This is a genomic window from Halorubrum coriense DSM 10284, from assembly GCF_000337035.1.
Lineage (GTDB): Archaea > Halobacteriota > Halobacteria > Halobacteriales > Haloferacaceae > Halorubrum > Halorubrum coriense.
Genome location: NZ_AOJL01000069.1, coordinates 1 through 16865 on the forward strand (window position 1 = coordinate 1; position 16865 = coordinate 16865).

The 16865-nt window shown below is 52.3% G+C and carries 9 protein-coding genes and 4 pseudogenes; 6 read left to right on the forward strand and 7 right to left on the reverse strand.

Going from position 1 to position 16865, the window contains the following annotated elements:
- Window positions 1-12: 12 nt before the first annotated feature.
- On the forward strand, window positions 13-1755 hold the full coding sequence (locus C464_RS16980) for a glucodextranase DOMON-like domain-containing protein (RefSeq protein ID WP_449404385.1): 1743 nt from the start codon (window positions 13-15) through the stop codon (window positions 1753-1755).
- A 111-nt stretch (window positions 1756-1866) separates the two neighbouring features.
- Here C464_RS16980 and C464_RS16985 read toward each other — a convergent pair.
- From C464_RS16985 to C464_RS18135, 4 genes and pseudogenes are all read right to left on the reverse strand, one after another.
- Window positions 1867-2750, reverse strand: a pseudogene (locus C464_RS16985) (IS1595 family transposase).
- A gap of 307 nt (window positions 2751-3057) precedes the next feature.
- Window positions 3058-3563, reverse strand: a pseudogene (locus C464_RS19805) (PIN domain-containing protein); the annotation flags it as partial.
- Window positions 3563-3865 (reverse strand): AbrB/MazE/SpoVT family DNA-binding domain-containing protein, encoded by a 303-nt coding sequence (locus tag C464_RS16995; protein ID WP_006115044.1) that lies wholly within the window; start codon window positions 3863-3865, stop codon window positions 3563-3565. The gene C464_RS16995 and the pseudogene C464_RS19805, both read right to left, overlap by 1 nt.
- Window positions 3866-4116: 251 nt before the next feature.
- Window positions 4117-4374, reverse strand: a pseudogene (locus tag C464_RS18135) (helix-turn-helix transcriptional regulator); the annotation flags it as partial.
- Between the two features lie 867 nt (window positions 4375-5241).
- Here C464_RS18135 and C464_RS17000 point away from each other — a divergent pair.
- The 3 genes and pseudogenes from C464_RS17000 to C464_RS17005 all read left to right on the forward strand — a co-directional run bounded on the left by C464_RS17000 (window position 5242) and on the right by C464_RS17005 (window position 10448).
- Window positions 5242-6678, forward strand: coding sequence for a PAS domain S-box protein (locus C464_RS17000; RefSeq protein WP_006115046.1), 1437 nt, complete (start codon window positions 5242-5244; stop codon window positions 6676-6678).
- A 470-nt stretch (window positions 6679-7148) separates the two neighbouring features.
- Window positions 7149-7271, forward strand: a pseudogene (locus tag C464_RS20030) (IS1595 family transposase); the annotation flags it as partial.
- A 312-nt stretch (window positions 7272-7583) separates the two neighbouring features.
- Window positions 7584-10448 (forward strand): lamin tail domain-containing protein, encoded by a 2865-nt coding sequence (locus tag C464_RS17005; protein ID WP_006115047.1) that lies wholly within the window; start codon window positions 7584-7586, stop codon window positions 10446-10448.
- A gap of 617 nt (window positions 10449-11065) precedes the next feature.
- Here C464_RS17005 and C464_RS20035 read toward each other — a convergent pair.
- Window positions 11066-11611, reverse strand: coding sequence for a BGTF surface domain-containing protein (locus C464_RS20035; RefSeq protein WP_080510521.1), 546 nt, complete (start codon window positions 11609-11611; stop codon window positions 11066-11068).
- Window positions 11612-12272: 661 nt separating this feature from the next.
- Here C464_RS20035 and C464_RS20040 point away from each other — a divergent pair.
- On the forward strand, window positions 12273-12539 hold the full coding sequence (locus tag C464_RS20040; protein ID WP_394296109.1) for a transposase: 267 nt from the start codon (window positions 12273-12275) through the stop codon (window positions 12537-12539).
- A gap of 163 nt (window positions 12540-12702) precedes the next feature.
- Here the strand turns inward: C464_RS20040 and C464_RS18840 are convergent, their stop codons facing one another.
- On the reverse strand, window positions 12703-14598 hold the full coding sequence (locus tag C464_RS18840) for an autotransporter outer membrane beta-barrel domain-containing protein (RefSeq protein ID WP_152421016.1): 1896 nt from the start codon (window positions 14596-14598) through the stop codon (window positions 12703-12705).
- Window positions 14595-14996, reverse strand: a complete 402-nt coding sequence (locus tag C464_RS18845) for a hypothetical protein (protein WP_152421017.1) — start codon at window positions 14994-14996, stop codon at window positions 14595-14597. The genes C464_RS18840 and C464_RS18845 overlap by 4 nt, the downstream gene beginning before the upstream one ends.
- A 408-nt stretch (window positions 14997-15404) precedes the next feature.
- On the opposite strand from C464_RS18845, the gene C464_RS18160 reads away from it, so the two are divergent.
- The gene (locus C464_RS18160; RefSeq protein ID WP_080510523.1) at window positions 15405-16364 is read left to right on the forward strand and encodes a HEAT repeat domain-containing protein; all 960 of its coding nucleotides are present in this window, start codon (window positions 15405-15407) and stop codon (window positions 16362-16364) included.
- Window positions 16365-16865 lie beyond the last annotated feature (501 nt).

The window sequence follows — 16865 nt, forward strand, 5'->3', positions numbered from 1 at the left end:
GGTATCTTTGACATCACATTCAACGATGGTGATGGTTTTGACGAGGATAATAGACAGATCCAGACAACTCGAGCAAAACAATTAGCGATGTATCCGGTGTATTTAGCTGGTCTGCAGATGGCTGCCGACCGCATCGAAGCGTACATCGATAACACGTTCGAGATTGGCGAGTTTATTCAGGCACAAGCTGGAGAACTGGACGGGCTGATCACCGCTGATCAGTGGCGGAACGCCTACGGAGCTCATTACGTCCCCATAGATCCCAATCGAGAAGACTCGGGAGCAACAGCGACATTCACGATTAAGAATGTCGCTGAAGCAGGGACCTACGATCTCCACCTTCGGTATGCGAGTGACGAGGAAGAGAACCGAAACGAAGTCACCAATAACGGTAACGCAGAACTCACACTGCTGGTCAACGGATCCGAGCGAAAACTCACACCGGCGTTCACGGACTACTGGGATGATTGGGATATCCATACCGTTTCGATCGACCTCGAGGCCGGTGACAATACAGTGGCAATAGAACTCAGCTCGAATGATGTCGGTGGCCTGAACATCAATACCATCGGGGTCACCGAGCAGAACAGCGCTCCACCATTCCCTGCGACATACACAGACTTCGAGGACAGGCACACTGAAAACGAAAATTACGACACAGAACCGGAGTTTGACTTCATTAAACAGGTTCCTACGAGCTGGGACGAGACAACTGTTGTGGACGCCGCTATTGGAGAATATATTGTTGTCGCCAGACGCAGCGGTGAGGAATGGTTCCTCGGGGCGATGACTAATGGAACAGCCCGGGACTTGACCGTACCATTGGATGAATTCCTCACCACGCAAGACAATGGGTGGTCAATAACGGAGTATACTGACGCCCCCGGGGCTGGCGTGGATAGTAATCCGACAGAAGTCGATATTAGCAACTACCGTGCCTCAGCAACCGACTCAGTTGGTATCTCGATGGGTGCCAGCGGCGGTACTGCGATGTATATCCAACCCGCTGATTCCCCGAGTGTCACCGTTGCTGAGTTCCATGATCCGGAGGGTGATGATTACGGCCCTGGTTCATACACATACCCGACGAACGGTGCGTTCCAGGACGGTGCGTTCGACCTGCGNTTCCATGATCCGGAGGGTGATGATTACGGCCCTGGTTCATACACATACCCGACGAACGGTGCGTTCCAGGACGGTGCGTTCGACCTGCGTTCGTTCCGCGTGCTGGAGACCGAGGAGGAGTACCGGTTCGCGTTCGAGGTGGAGAACCTGTACGACACGTTCGGTGGCGACTTCTCCCCGCACTACTTCCTCGTCTACTTGCGCGATCCCGACGCAACCGGCGGGCGGACGGACGCGCTGGAGGATCTAAACCTCACCGCGGAGTTCGACCAGCCGTGGCAGTACCGGATCGACGCCAGCGGCTTCGGGAAGGGGATCACCGACGCCAACGGGGAGAGCCTCGGGACGCCAGAGGNGTCGAACACGGCGGTGGTCTCGATACCGAAGTCCGTGGTGGGTGGCGACATCGCGAACTGGGAAGCGGTGCCGATCGTCGGCTCGGAAGACCAGGGAACCCTGCGACCGGTTGCCGCCGAGACTAGTTCTTTCGGCTTCGGCGGCGCGCGAGAGGGCGCAGCCGACGAGGCGCCGCGCATCGTCGACCTGATCACGCCGGAAGGGGTCTCGCAGGCGGAGGCTCTCGACTACGACGCAGACTCGCTTGCGTCGCTGCCGTTCACGCCGTTGTGAGAGAGACTAAAGCGTCAGGAGAGGCCGAGAGCTTCGTCTTCAGTGGTGCCCGTGAGGGCACGGCCGGGGGGTGATTTACGAGGAACGCTCTTGTGTAGCACATTGTTCATTTCAGAGAGTTGCTTTGACGGCGTCTTTAAGTGCTTCTCGTCCGGGTTTGCGGTAGAGTTCTCGTCTGAGTTGGAACGCTCGGAAATACTGTGTGAGGCGATCTTTTGAGATGCCTCGATGCGGCGAGAGCCACCGTCGCGCCAGCGACGCGTGGCTCTCGCACAAGTTCACGTGGATCGTGTCGTCGGCGTATTCGCCGTCACCGTGAACGACGTATTCACGCTTAAAACTCTCGTCTTCCTCAAGTGGATCGTACGCGCGAAATCCGTCGGTATAGACGTGAGAGGCTCCTGCTGGCGGCCAGCCAGCAGGAGCCGGCTCGTCGATTCGTCTGCGGATTTCGCCGGCACGAGATACCGCTGCTCGGTGCCGCGATCCACGAGGACAAACACCGGCGGTTTGTCTTGTTCATATGTCCCGCGCCCGCGCCGAGAGAGGCCGCGAGAGCGCGACCGCCGGTCGCGCTCGCGGCCTTTCAGGCCGGCAGAGACGGAGAAATCGTCAATTTCAATCGGACCACGGAGATCGAGTGACGGCGCGTCGAGCGCTTCGGCAAAGCGCTCGACACGCCTGTGGATCGTTTTGTAAGTGACTTCGATTTCGCAGTGTAACTGTCTAAGACTCTTGTTAAACCGCAAAAACGCGTAGATCAAGAACAACCATTTGCGGAGCGCAATCTTCGGATGAGCGAAGATTGTGTCGGTCTTATCATTGAACGTGCGGTCGCAATCCTTACAGAGATACCGTTGAAATTGCCCGTAGCTGCCGTTTCTGACCGTTCGGTCAGAACGGCAGCGAGGACAGGAAACACCGTCACGCCAGCGAAACTGCTGTAACAGGTCCGCTGCGACCGATTCCGACCCAAATGCATCTAGCGGAATCATCCGTGTCGGACACCGCGTCAGCGGTGTCCTTGTCCTCTTCGACTCGACAGCCACAGCTCAGCAGTATCAACAATCTCCTACAGAAGAGCGATTGGTCAGAGTCACCACGCTCAGTTCCCAACGAGGAGCATACGAACCCGCAAGTTGCCTCCGTGGGTCGGTAAGCGATACCCCCAGCGTGAGGAAACCTCGCCATCCACGGCGAGGAGGATGTCATGCGGAACCGTCACGGAACCGTTCGATCGGGATATCGGAGACGTCGTCATAATCGTCGTCACCGCCAACTAAGAGCGTCGCGTCGACATGNGCGGAACCGTCACGGAACCGTTCGATCGGGATATCGGAGACGTCGTCATAATCGTCGTCACCGCCAACTAAGAGCGTCGCGTCGACATGTTCAGCCGTTGCCAGTGCGAACGAGTCGCCAAGCGCAGGATTATACCTGAGCGTATACTCCGAGGCGTCCGTCCAAGTATCACCGACATCTACCGTTTTGACACCAAGATCGGTCAGCCAGTCGAGATACTCGTCGGCTGTGTCACGGTTGTACTTCCGGGCGATTGTGTACCGGATCTCAGCGAGATTCACGCAGCTGGCGTAGCCGACGGTGTCCTCGACTGCGACCGCNTCACGGTTGTACTTCCGGGCGATTGTGTACCGGATCTCAGCGAGATTCACGCAGCTGGCGTAGCCGACGGTGTCCTCGACTGCGACCGCATCGAGATACTCTTCTACAACCTCGCTACCTGATTCATCGTCGGCGTGTGCTACCAGTGGCTCGGCGTCGAAGACAACGCGATCAAGAACCGACATTACTCTACAGTTGAGAACTGCGAGTCACGTTCTTTCCGGTCCTGGTCGCGTTTCTCTTTGAGAATCTCGGACGCAGGCTTGTCCGTACTCGCTTCGCTACGGGCGGCAAAGCCGCGCATCTCGCTTGGTGAGCGGACCTGTTCGACGATCACCTCTCCATCTTCGGTTTCCCGGAACAATACCTTCCCAGGCGCTTCGATCCCGAGCTTCTCGCGGAAGCGTTTTGGGATTGTCGCCTGGCCGTGCTTAGTGACGGCGACAATCTCTTTTTCAGAATCATTTGACTGTTCTGTCTTACTCATAGTTCATAATTAGATCTCAATCATAATCAAATTTTCTTCTCATTGACAAACAGTTGTCACTCCTCTGTCGGGTGTTTGGCCGAGTTCAAAGTATGGTTTACCTTCTGAGGGGCGTGAAATACTAGACTCAAACGGTCCTCGAACGCAGCGGTTCGATCACCCGTCGTGGTCAATATACCCGGCTTCCCATTCAGTCCGAGCTTCGATCTCTCTGATGCCCCGGCGAGTAGTGCTGTACTCGTTGGNTACCCGGCTTCCCATTCAGTCCGAGCTTCGATCTCTCTGATGCCCCGGCGAGTAGTGCTGTACTCGTTGGTCCGCCGGTCCCGCTGACTCTTTTCGATGAGTCCCTTCTCAACGAGCGTGTCGAGGTTGGGATAGAGCCGACCATGATGAATCTCTTTTTCGTAGTAGTTCTCGAGCTCGTCTTTGATCGCGAGTCCGTGGGGATCATCAAGTCCGGCAACTACGTACAGCAGATCGCGCTGAAACCCAGTGAGATCGTACATGTCGCAATTTACTCATTCGAGTTTTGAAATACTACTGATCTGGTTCTATATGGAGCTAAGGTGTTCATCGCTCTCCCCGTGGGTCACCAACCGGTATTTCACCATANCGAGTTTTGAAATACTACTGATCTGGTTCTATATGGAGCTAAGGTGTTCATCGCTCTCCCCGTGGGTCACCAACCGGTATTTCACCATATTCTGGACATGAGACCCATCCCTGTCCGAATGCCCCACCCATCCCTTGGTCGGGGCTCCATTCGTGTTCATCCCCACAATGTGGACAGTCTACTAGTGGAGGGTCAATCTCGGCCTCTTGCTGGATGAAATGGTTTCCTTGGTAAGAATCACAGTGCTGGCAGGCATTCCCCCAGACGTTCTTGCCGAGAGTATTGCTGTAGACCCGTTCAACAGGGGTTTCGTAATTCGCTAATATATCTCCGAGAGGCGTATCAAGATGGTCTTCTCGTGGCCAGACTACAGGCGTTTGCTCGCCACACTGCCNGTTTCGTAATTCGCTAATATATCTCCGAGAGGCGTATCAAGATGGTCTTCTCGTGGCCAGACTACAGGCGTTTGCTCGCCACACTGCCAACATTCTGTTTCCTATGTCAGCAGTTTCTGGCGATCAACTGGGAGATCGTCTGGGAGCATGATCATAAATCCTACTCTGATTGACTATGTGATTCTTTGTCTCTAGTTCCCTGTTGAAGTCTTTAACAGTCGATAGGATCTGCGTGCGAGGTACAGAGGGTATACTCAGCAAGATCTTGGCCACCACCCCTATATATACAACATGGAGTGGTGCTTCCGCCGGAGATGGCGCACGATTTTAATATACTTATACGTGTACTGGACCCATTGTAATCGATGGATGACAATACAACCCACCCAGAGAATGATAACCACAAGCCTGAGTGGTATCAGACGCTCGTTAAGGAAGTAAATGATCTCGCGACAGTCGTTGATACCGACGGGACGATAACCTACGTTAGTCCAGCCATCACACGAATTCTCGGCTACGACCCTGACGAATTGGTTGGCCACGAGGGATTCGAGTTCGTCCATCCCGAGGACCGGGAGCGAAACGCCGACGCGCTTGAAGACGTTCTCTCAAACCCTTCCGGATCCAAGACTGTTGAACTCCGATTCCGCCACGCCGACGGCTCGTGGCGCTGGATTGAGGCCACAATGCGGAATCGAGTTGACGACGATATTATCGATGGGATTCTGCTTAGCAGTCGAGACATCACTGAGCGAAAAGAGTACGAAGGCGAAGCGCGAGAGCTTGCCGAAGAGTACGAAGCCGTTTTGAACAGCGTGGAGGACGCCATCTTTCTGATGAATGTTGAGGAAAATGGAGATGGTTTCCGATTCGAGTTTGAGCGCCTCAGTCCCTCCTACGAGCGCCAGACTGGGATTACTACCCAGGAGGTACAGGGCCAGACACCACAAGCCGTGTTCGGTGAAGAACAGGGCGCTGAGTTAGCGGCGAACTATCACCGCTGTGTCAAGACTGGCGAACCGATCTCGTATCAGGAAGAACTTCTGGTCAGCGAAGGAGCACGCTTCTGGCAGACAAAACTTGCGCCGGTAGTCTCCGATGGTGAGATAACTCGCCTCGTTGGGGTCACTCGGAACGTGACTGAACGCGTCGAACGTGAGCGACAACTACGTCAGCAGAACGAGCGGCTTGGAGAGTTTGCGAGTGTTATTTCCCACGATTTGCGCAGTCCGCTCAACGTCGCACAGGGTCGCGCTGCACTCCTTGCTGGGCAGGGAGAAAGCGAGCATCTTGATCCACTACTACAGGCGCTTGACCGGATGGAGGCGATCGTCGAGGATACGTTGACGCTTGCTCGCCAAGGCAATACGATAAGCGAAACAGAGTCGGTCAGTTTGACAAACCTCGTCGGGAAATGCTGGGCGACAGTAGACACAGGCGAGGCAACCATCGAGGTCGTCGACGAGATGACATTTCAAGCTGACCCTGACCGGTTACGCCACGTGTTCGAGAACCTGTTCCGAAACGCTGTTGAACACGTTGGATCTGACGTGACCGTTCGTGTCGGCTGTCACAACGAATTTGGGATCTACGTCGAAGACAATGGACCAGGAATTCCAGTCGAAAAGCGTGATGAGGTGTTTGAACCGGGACACTCGTCGGCACAGGGTGGCACTGGTTTCGGGTTGACTATCGTAAAACGAATCGTGGAAGCCCACGGCTGGGAGCTGTCTGTAACCGATGGAACCGATGGTGGAGCACGGTTTGAGTTCGAGACAGCTGAACAGGGAGAGTTCGTGTGAGTGTTTAGACAATGCCCGACCCATGACTGAGAAGTGCGACCTCAACTTCTGAGCGCAGCGTACGAGATAACCGCTCTGTATTCAGCACAACCTCAACGGACTATCAGCGACTACGGATTTCAACACAGCCGTCTCTGGATGTGTTAGACGCCGGTAATCAACTACACCGCTGATGATAGAGTTCTAGTAGTTAGCAAAGTTGCTGCTGAATAGAGCGCATGAGACTGTCACCCATCTACAGACTGGGTGGTATGACGATTGTACAACCACCATGGAATATGGAGTACCATTGCTAAGACAACTGCCACACCAAACTCCAAGAGGACTCCATCAGTAACCTGGGACGCAAGAAAGACCGCAGTGCCAGCTATGACGGCAGTTATGATCCGACTCGGATTCCAATTGAGCAGGGCAGACTGAAGCGCGGACATTACTCTCTCTGTCGGAAGCTACGAAAATATGTGTTCTGGAAGTCTTGCTTGGAACAGGCCGCTCATACATTCGGGATCATTAGATCGCTGAATCTCACAGGCGTATCCGTCGATATGACCATCGACTGCCTTGTTATAGGAACTTTCCGTAGTTCTACATAAGAGCGAGAATCGAGCTACACAGTCCCTACTGAACGACTAATGAAAACGATTGGGGGAGAGAAACCGCCGAAACGATTGTCTCGAGGTGGGATCGTTTGTATCTGTTCCGTATCGCTATTGTGTTAATTGTACTCAATGTAGATGATGATACCAATGCTTAATATCAATAAAATATAACGACGTTAGCGTGGATGAGCGGGAGGCAGTCGGCCATGTGGGAGTGGCAGTCGGCACTCAGTGCTGTTCTCATAGTGTCGGTCTTAAGAGCCACAGGCACACCTGACGGCAGTACCCGGTAGTCCACGACTACCAATGAGACGACGCACGATTTTGCTCGGCCTTGGCGCAGCGACCGGCACCGGCGCAGCAATCGGCTCCGGCGCCTTCTCAACAGCATCGGCAGACCGACAGGTAAACATCACTGTTGCCGACGACGCGAACTCGTTTCTGGCGCTTATTCCAGGCGAAGAAAACGGGCAGTACATCGACGATTCTGGTGATGCGTTAGTAATCAACATCAGCGGTGACGACGGCGTTGGCGTCGGTGTCGATACGGAGTACAGCTTCGACGGCATCGTTGAAATCACAAACAATGGCCAAGATCCAACGTTCGTCTGGACGACCGTCGGCAGCGCAGCGTTCGACGACGACCAGCTGTTTATCTACACAGATGACTCCGAAACGTCGCTTTCGGATACAAATGCCGTCGAACTCGGCGCTGGCGAGTCAGTTTTAGTCGGCCTGTACATCGATACAACAGGACTCGAAAGTGACGAGTACGCCCCCACGCTGACGGTTGAGGCGGCAGACGAGGATCCCGACGCAGAGAATCCGGGCGAAGAACCGGGCGAAGAGCCGGACCCACCCGCAGAAACGATCCCATCAATACTGCTCGATTCCGTCAGTAGCCTCCTTGACGAGAATCAGGAGCCGCTTACCGATGAATCCATCATTCCGCTTCAAGCTGAACCAACAGCAGTCAACAGCGATGAGGACGGGGACAACGACGCGGTGTCATACCCCGACGATGTCGACATTCCTGTCGTCGCCGTCGACGGTGGTGTTGTCGGCGTAACCGGGCCGTTCGTAGCGACCGACACTGACTTCTCCACTTTCGGCAACGAGGAGTTCTTGATAAACCTCTATGATCAGCTGATCGGTGGGACCGGGACCGTACTCCACGACGAGGGTCACGGCCAGTTTTACACTCTCACACCGAACGGTAGCGATGACTTCCAAGCATTCAGCGGCTACGCTGAAACCAACGGCTACACCTACGAAGTGACCAGCAATATTGAGGCCGATCTTTCTGGGGCTGATGCGGTGGTCATCACCTCACCGTCTAACGGATTCACAGATAGTGAACTCGATACACTGTCGGGCTTCGTTGATGAAGGGGGTACCGTGTTCCTTCACGATCAGTCGGATTTCAGCAACCTCGACGAGACCAGCAATCTAAACGATGTTGCCTCGGAGTTGGGAGTTGGCTTCCGGTTTAATGACGATCAGATTCTCGACGATCAGAACAACACCGGTGTTCCGTTTGTCCCGACAACTACGAATTTCAACATTACGGGATTCCCCGAATTGTTCGCGGACCGTGATGGGCTTGGCATCGAGTTAGATCCGACAGAAACGTATGATGTCGACGTTACTGATGTCGCCGACGGTGACACCGTTGACGTCATCTTCGAGAACGGCACCACTGAGACGGTGCGTATCGTCGGGATTGATACCCCTGAGACGGGTGAGACAGACGAACGCCTCGAAGAGTACGAGGGGATCGATGACGGTCCAGATCTAAAGGACGAAGGTGATGATGCGACAAGCTACGCAGTCGATCAGCTTGCTGACGAGACGGTGACGCTGTCGTTTGACGAGGGTGAAGGTTTGCGCGGCAACTTTGGGCGCCTCCTCGGCTTTCTTGAACTCTCTAATGGAAACGTGTACAACGAACAGGTGATCGAAGCCGGTGAAGCGCGGGTCTATGACTCCGGACTGCGCCAGCACGACGAGTATTGGGATCTCGAACAGGACGCCCGTGCGAACGGCGACGGCATTTGGGAAATCTCCGATCAGGCGGCTACGTCAGAGCGGCGTGACGATCCGATCGATGAGTTGTTTTTCCCAGAGCCGGTCGCCGTATCCGGACCTGAAGAACCAGTTGCGTCAGAGAACGGCGAATCGCTGGTCGCACTCGACCCCGACGCAAACGTCGCCGCCATCGGCGGCCCGCTGATCGAAGAGTCCGTCGAGGCTGATGAGGGGGGGCCTGGGATCGAAGAGTATGGCGTTTTCCCGTTCCTGACAAACGTGATCGATTACGTGGGCGACGCGACCGGCCCGGTGATTGTCGACGGTGGGCACGGTCAGTTTGCAGCTGATTTTGCCGTCTCCGCCGAGGATACCGCCTTTTATATGCGGTATCTTGAAGGACAGGCGCCTGGCGATGAGGCGTTTATCGATCTCGAAGGCGTCGTTGATTTGACGAGTGACCCAGGACCAGACCTGCTTGACGCGGATGGAACTCCAGCGGCTCGTGCATTAATCCTCTCGACGCCGACCCAAGCGTTGAGCTCGGCAGAGGTAACTACAGTGGCCGACTTCGCTGCTGCAGGCGGGGCAGTGGTTCTTCTTGGCAGTGCGGCCGACACCGGCGCACTCGACAACTTAGCCCCGGTAGCGAGTGAGCTTGGAACCGATGTCGGATTCACTGACACGGCAGTGACTGACGGACAGAATAATCTCAACGGAGATGCTGTAATTCCGACGACAACGAACTTCGACACTGATAATTTCAGCGAATTGTTCACGCCGTTCACTTTTGACGATAGCTCGTCTGGTGGGCAACTGGAACTCGTTGAGATCAATGCAGATGTAGAAGGCGAAGAACTAGAGAATCCACAGGAGAACGTTGTCTTCGAGAATGTCGGTGACAGCGCGTTAGATCTCACTGGCTACACCGTGTCAGACGACACGTCAAAGCAGTACCAGTTCCCGGATGAGTTCACGCTCCAGCCAGGCGATCAAGTCACGTTGTTTTCCGGGATTGGAGACGCTACAGATACGGAACTGTACTGGGGCCAATCAGGAACTCCGATCTGGAACAACGGTGAAGACACAGTTAACGTCGTCAACGCTAACGGCATTACGGTGATCGAAGAGTCGTACTCGTGAAATGTAACACCGCTTGACGCTGAGTAAGACTCAGCGCCAGGCCTTCGAGCAGGCACACATTTGTCGGTGCCTTTACTCCTTATTCAATTACACGTCCAGTTGATCATCTTCGTCAACCCTAGTTTGATTAATCGACAGACACCGAAGCTAAGGGTTGATCATATCGGTGGCTACTGAGAGGTAACACACCAGTACGAACCCCAATCCAATCTGGTGGATATCTCACCCTCGATTAACACGTCTACTTTCGCTTGAGGATGTTTCTACGACACGACGTAATCCTCTAATCTTTCAGCTGAGAACAATTTCCGTAGTTTTCTGACAACAACAGGGTCTGCGGTGTACGCGAATCCCCGCAATCCGTACAGGTGAAGGTACGATCGTCTCTCATGCTCTCACATTCGCAACCAGCGTACAAGAATCGACACGTCGGAGAAACAGCGGTCTAGCGGTTACGTCTCGAACACTGAGGCTTTCGCGAATCGCTCCTATCAGGCTCTGACCTTCCAGCAAAATCCCTACAATTATGAGGAGCAAGTACACCCGGTACGCAGCATTCTCACACAGTCTCTGGTAGCTTCTGGGACTGATCTACATATAAAAGCAGAAGTTGCTGATCAGCGACGGCTTCGGAGCAGGAAGGCTCCTCCAGCGAGTGCGGCCACGGCAACAACGACTCCAAATCCGGGGGCCGATTCGCTGGAATTAGATGATGACGCCTGATCATTACGGACTGGTGTCTCAAACTCAGCTGACTGGTTCTCACTAGCGACTACGCTAACCTCCACTGTATCGTGCGTCTCAATCGCGCTGAAATCAAATGTGGCGTTCCATTTACCGGTAGGACCGACTGTGGCTGAGTCGCTTTGTAGGAACTGTGGCTCCGTCTCTCCAGACGACTGAACACGGATTTGGAGTTCCGTGCCCGTTTCTAGAGTTGATGTCCCTCGGATGGTCTGGTTCTCTGTGGAGGTGACGTTCTCTGTTGTCAGTCCGAACGTATCGCCACCGGACTGTGCGGCTACAGGAATCCCCACTGCGGATAGCAAGAGGAGGGCGGCCAGACCGAATGTAACGAATGAACGAAGCAACGATACCTGCGAAGCGATGCGGGAATCTGTGCCGTTAGAGCGTGTTGACGGTGGAGAGGGACCAAAGGTCATACCCAACTCTAAGTTCTGATTTCAGCGAAATGAACCTTTAGATGGCTAAAAGAGATACTTAACTCAGACCCAATTTGGGATTCTACTAGGAGATTCTCCAACTCGTCTTGACCGTTGTCACACTCGCAGAAATTCGAGGATTCCTTCGTTTCAGTCCATGACGGGCCGCACCACCATTATGCCCATTCCGTCGCTCTGAACAGATGCTCGTGAGCGATTGGGGGCGCGAGCAGTCCTTCCCTCACCGTTCCCACTTATCGCGATCACCGCCCTCCAGCGCTGCCCCAATCTTCACGAACTGGTTTCGCGACGCAACCACCTGCTCAACATCGGTTTGTACCTCAAGGTCACCGTTCACACCCAAGCTTATTACATCCTCGTCCGTGTTGAACAGTACTGCGTAGAGCCGCCCGCTGCCCGCGTACTCTGCCGACTGGTCGAACTACTCTCAGGCGTCTCGGCCAGTTATCGATACCCGGGTGTGTGTTGTAACTCACACGGCTCAACCTTTGTCGTGTTCTCGTGTAGGTCTATTTTATTTATACTAGTGCGGGCTTACACGGCTTTGCGAGAACAACTTGGTTTTTGTTACAGATTTTTGTTTTATGATGGCAACGCTATCTGACAGTTGGTTCCCAGCGGTTGTTGTCAATTCCAGCATGTGTATGTCATAAATATAAGACGGCACATACTTGGGAGCAACGAAAGACGTAGGTCTTTCGTCTCGAACAAGATCGACGCACCAGCGAGCCATCTCATCGAGTTGTACGCGATGAGATGGCGCGTGGAGACGTTCTTCAGAGGCACCAAGCAGGACCTTGGTTTTGTAGACTGCGAGTTACGGCACGCCGCAGGTTCCAGTCAGCACTGGCACCTGCTGATGCTGGCCTACAGTCTTCTCAAGTTCTACTGTACACAGCGCTCTTAGAACGCTTCTCGCTCACGCGAGTTCACTCCGCAACGATGTCAAGCGATTTCCGCGAAAGCGTTCAAAACTTTTTTCGCACTTAATGGCCCCAACCGCAAGGTCGACGAGCTAATGTACCAAATCGACGGGATATTCGTCTAACGTGCGAAGTCAAGTAGCTACTCTACTCCGCAATAGCACGTTCCGGATCTTCGCTTACGCCATTCGGCCGGTAATCGATGGGGCCTCCTGTTACGGTCGTTTCATTGATATGTATTGTGAAGGAACCACCACCCAAATCGGCTTTTATATTCCCGTAGTCGGTGCTAACCGTTGCACTGTCGAGGAAAATATCGCCTGTGGAAATGAGGTTGATAGTTGAGTTTGTACTAATATTTACACCAGTGGCATCAATTTCATTATCAGTCTCAATGGTAATCGTGCCATAAACAGCGGTAATGGATGAACTGTTGACGGGAATATTTTCAGTAGATCTTAATAGAATATTACCAGGAGCTTCGATTGTCGAATCAACCGCAGTGAGTTGACCATCTGTTTCAGCTGTGAACTGACCTGTATCAGAGATCACGGTAGCACTGTCAAGAGTAACGTCGCCGGTGGACGTAGATCTAACAACAATATTATTATTTGCGGTGATATCTCCGCTAGTCGTATCGATTCCATTATCGGAGACAATAGTAGCTTGACCGGTTTTGGCGTCAATTGTCGCACTCTCTAGCGATATTTGCGCCGAAGAATCTAAATAAATATTATTATTGGCGCTAATTGATGAGCTAGTCGCAGTGATTTCATCACCTGAGTTAACAGTAACAGCGCCTGTTACCGCTTCGATAGTTGTACCGTCTATTGAGGTGCTACCTACAGATATTAAGTTAATATTGTTGTTAGCTGTTATGTCTGACCCATCTGTGACGATGTCACCATCTGTCGCTTCAAGCCGAACGTAGTTATTATTCGATGTGAAGTCAACTTCTGAGGTGATTTCGTTGGCTCGGATGTTGATCTGGTTGCCTCGCTCAACAGTCTCAACTGACTCTGGAATAACGAGATTGACTGAGTCATCACTGAATGAGTATAGTTCACTCTCTTCGTACGTGGTTTCGCCGTTATCTAGTTGGTTGTTATCGTTGGCATCATCAAATGCCATTTTTGGGTCTCCAAGAACAGGGCCATCATCGTTATCTGTATCACTATTGCCACCACCGCTACCAATCTGTGCATTGTTATTCTGAGTCGGCTCTCTAGGTGCTTCCTGTACACCAACCGTATCTATTGTAAGATCGTTGTTAGTTGTATTGAGAGTTAAGTTGTATATGCCATCACCATTTTCGTCGTCTGTGATACTGTATATCTCGCTTGAGATGTCAGTCTTGTTCCAGTACTCTCCATCACTCAACCGTGTCGGAACAGTAACACTGAGATCACCTTCAGGGATGTCACCAGTGACACCCTCTGCTGGGCGGAGTTCGAGCGTAACTTGGCCGGTCCCACTTCGTCGAAACTCGTTCTGGAGTGCCGTAATCTGTACCTCACCGTTATCGACGAGGGCTTGATCTTCAATCACCGCGATTCCACCCCCATCGTCACGGGCATCAAGGTAGAGCACGGATGCGTCATACCACGTCGGAGAGCGATCAAGCTCGTTGTACCCTGGCTGATACTCAATAAATCGCGTTGGAATCGTTATCGTCCCTTCAGGTGTGCCACTGTTGTTCGAGATCGTGATTGGATACGGGTCCGTCGTTCGTATGGTTCCAGCTGGTGAAGGTGGATTTATTGTGAACGTGCGGGTTGAATAGACAGTACCCAGCTGAACCGTCTGATACTGTGGTTGGTCGATGCTTCCAGCTTGTAGAATACCCGCTCTGAGCTCAACAAGATCGTTACGGGCCTCTCCGGAGTGTTGGAACTCTGTCTCCGCATTCTGCTGTGGAACAACCTGTACCTGGTACAGTGAGAGCGCAACGATCAGAAACCCAAACAGAATAACGACCCCAATAACTGGCGCGACAGCACGATTGTCGTCTATTCCTGATGTATTGATTAATGGTCCATTCATTGTGGATTCACCTGAACACGCTGTGTGTCTTCTACCGACGGCCAAATGGCTAGTCGAATATCTACAGGACTGGGAATGATATAGAGGAACCAGTACGCTATCATAAGATGATGGAGATAGTACGGATCGGCGATTTTAATCTGTTGCAAAATACCGGTTTGAATAGCAATGGCAGCAGCCACGCCGCCGACAAATAGAGGGGCAAGTACAATCATCCGGAGTGTGGCTTTTGCCGGCAGTCTCTCAAAATCAAGACGAAGTCGGAACGGGACCCATGAGGTCTGTTCAATTGAAAGTGGGCAGGCAATCCGGGCAACTGCTAGGTGGGTCAGTTCGTGGAGTCCTATCGCAAGAACTGGGAAACAGATAGCAAGAAAGATTGCTTGAACTCCAGCCATACCAAGTCACTATTTGCTAAGCATTTAAGTCTGCTACTGAGATTTGACGTTCATGATAATCGGCTGTAGTGCCACGTTTCGAGCTTGCGGCCCCTATCTCGACATGTAGACCTGTACCAGACAGGTAACCGTCCTCTACAAGGAACTCAATAAGTCGCTATCTCATACCGAATTAATGTATCCGACGCGCCGTCGTTTTTGCTACTGGTCTTCGAGCAATTCAAGCGCCTCGCTGAGTCGCGAAATTTACTCACCAGAAGCAAGAGATAACTACTCGGGAGGGGCTCTCAGGTCCGATACTATGAGAATAGTCTGATTATCAGTTTGACCGATCGCATTCATCAGGAGAGAATTTTACTAAACTCAAATTAAATAAATTATAAACAACACAATTAATATGTGACTCGAATGACTAGTAGACATGTTGGTGAATCAAAGGTGAGGTTCCATCGTCGACTTATTGACCACTTTCGCCGTCAATGGTTCGCACTGATCTATGCGGCGGTACAGAACTCCTCTCAGGGTCCGTTCTTCTTTTGGTTTCCTGGTGTGGCCATCTATCGCTCAGGTAGTAAACAGCAGAGAAAGAAGGAAGTCACTACCCCCAGAGGGTTGTCTAAGTTGGGAAATCCACTTATATTGTTTATTATTGTTGTCGGTATAACTCTAATGTTTGGGACAATTGGACTTGTTCCAGGGATCATCATCGGAATAATCATATTCGTAATTGGGACGATCGTCTCACTCTGGGGGCTATTCTTGGGTACTCTTGATTACAGGAACTTCAAGCAAATAAAATCATTAAATGGGAGTCAGAGTGCTCAAAGTGCTGCTGAAGCATTCCAATACGTCTCTGCTAGTCAACCAGAAATCAGGTATAATGCCCTCAATCTGATCAGTCGAATCTCAGAAGGAACTCCCGGAAAGGTTCTCAAGCAGAGTAACAGAGACGCACCGGCAATCGCTGAATTGTTGATCCAGTCACTTCGAAGTGAAAACAACACTGAGCGCCAACTCGCAGCGACAACAATACGATGTTACTCTCGTGACTATGCTCCATCATATCAACCGTTCGCAAGAGAGTTGGCCTCGCTTGTTGACTATCCTGATTCAGTAGTACAGACAGAAGTTGTGATTGCGCTTGGAAATATTGGCCGAACAGCTACTGACCCACCGGTTCCATATGCCAAAGCGATCTCCTCCGCAGCTAAAGACGAAGACCCTGATGTTAGACAAGCCACGGCTCTTGCACTTGGGAAGCTCAACTGTAGGGTATCAAGGCAGGTGCTTCAACACCTTGCTGCGGACACAGCCCCGGCTGTTCGAATTCAGGCAGTTCAGTCTCAACAGGCTCTAGGAACCCAATAGTTGCCCGTTGAGTAGGGTGTTCTTGATCATCACCTGTGACTGAGGAGTAGTTTCGCGTGTGAGTGATGCTTGTCCGTCAGATCAAACAGGACCGTTCCTGAAAGTGTGATTGACATACTACATCCGGTGTAGATCAACGAGGTTCAGCTTATCTGCCCCCTCAAATACTCCGGCTCTAAGGATGCCTCGGCCGATGTCGACCTCAGTACACCACTCCTAAATCGTTCAGTTATTTTATACTGTCTCTCGAAATCCCAGTAAAACGCTGTCTCAGTATTATACTCGTTGATGACCTCACGATACTCCTGTGACATCGTCTCTGTTGCTGCCGTGGGGTCGTCCGGCAAAACGCCAACACACGCTGATGAGCCAGCAACCCAGAGGAATTCGTCTTGGCTGTTCCCTACCCAGACGACTCTGTCGAAATCCTTCAGAAGTGATAGATTCGGATCCAGTCGTGGTCAGTGTAAGGAACTCACGAATCGCTCAGTACATACTATA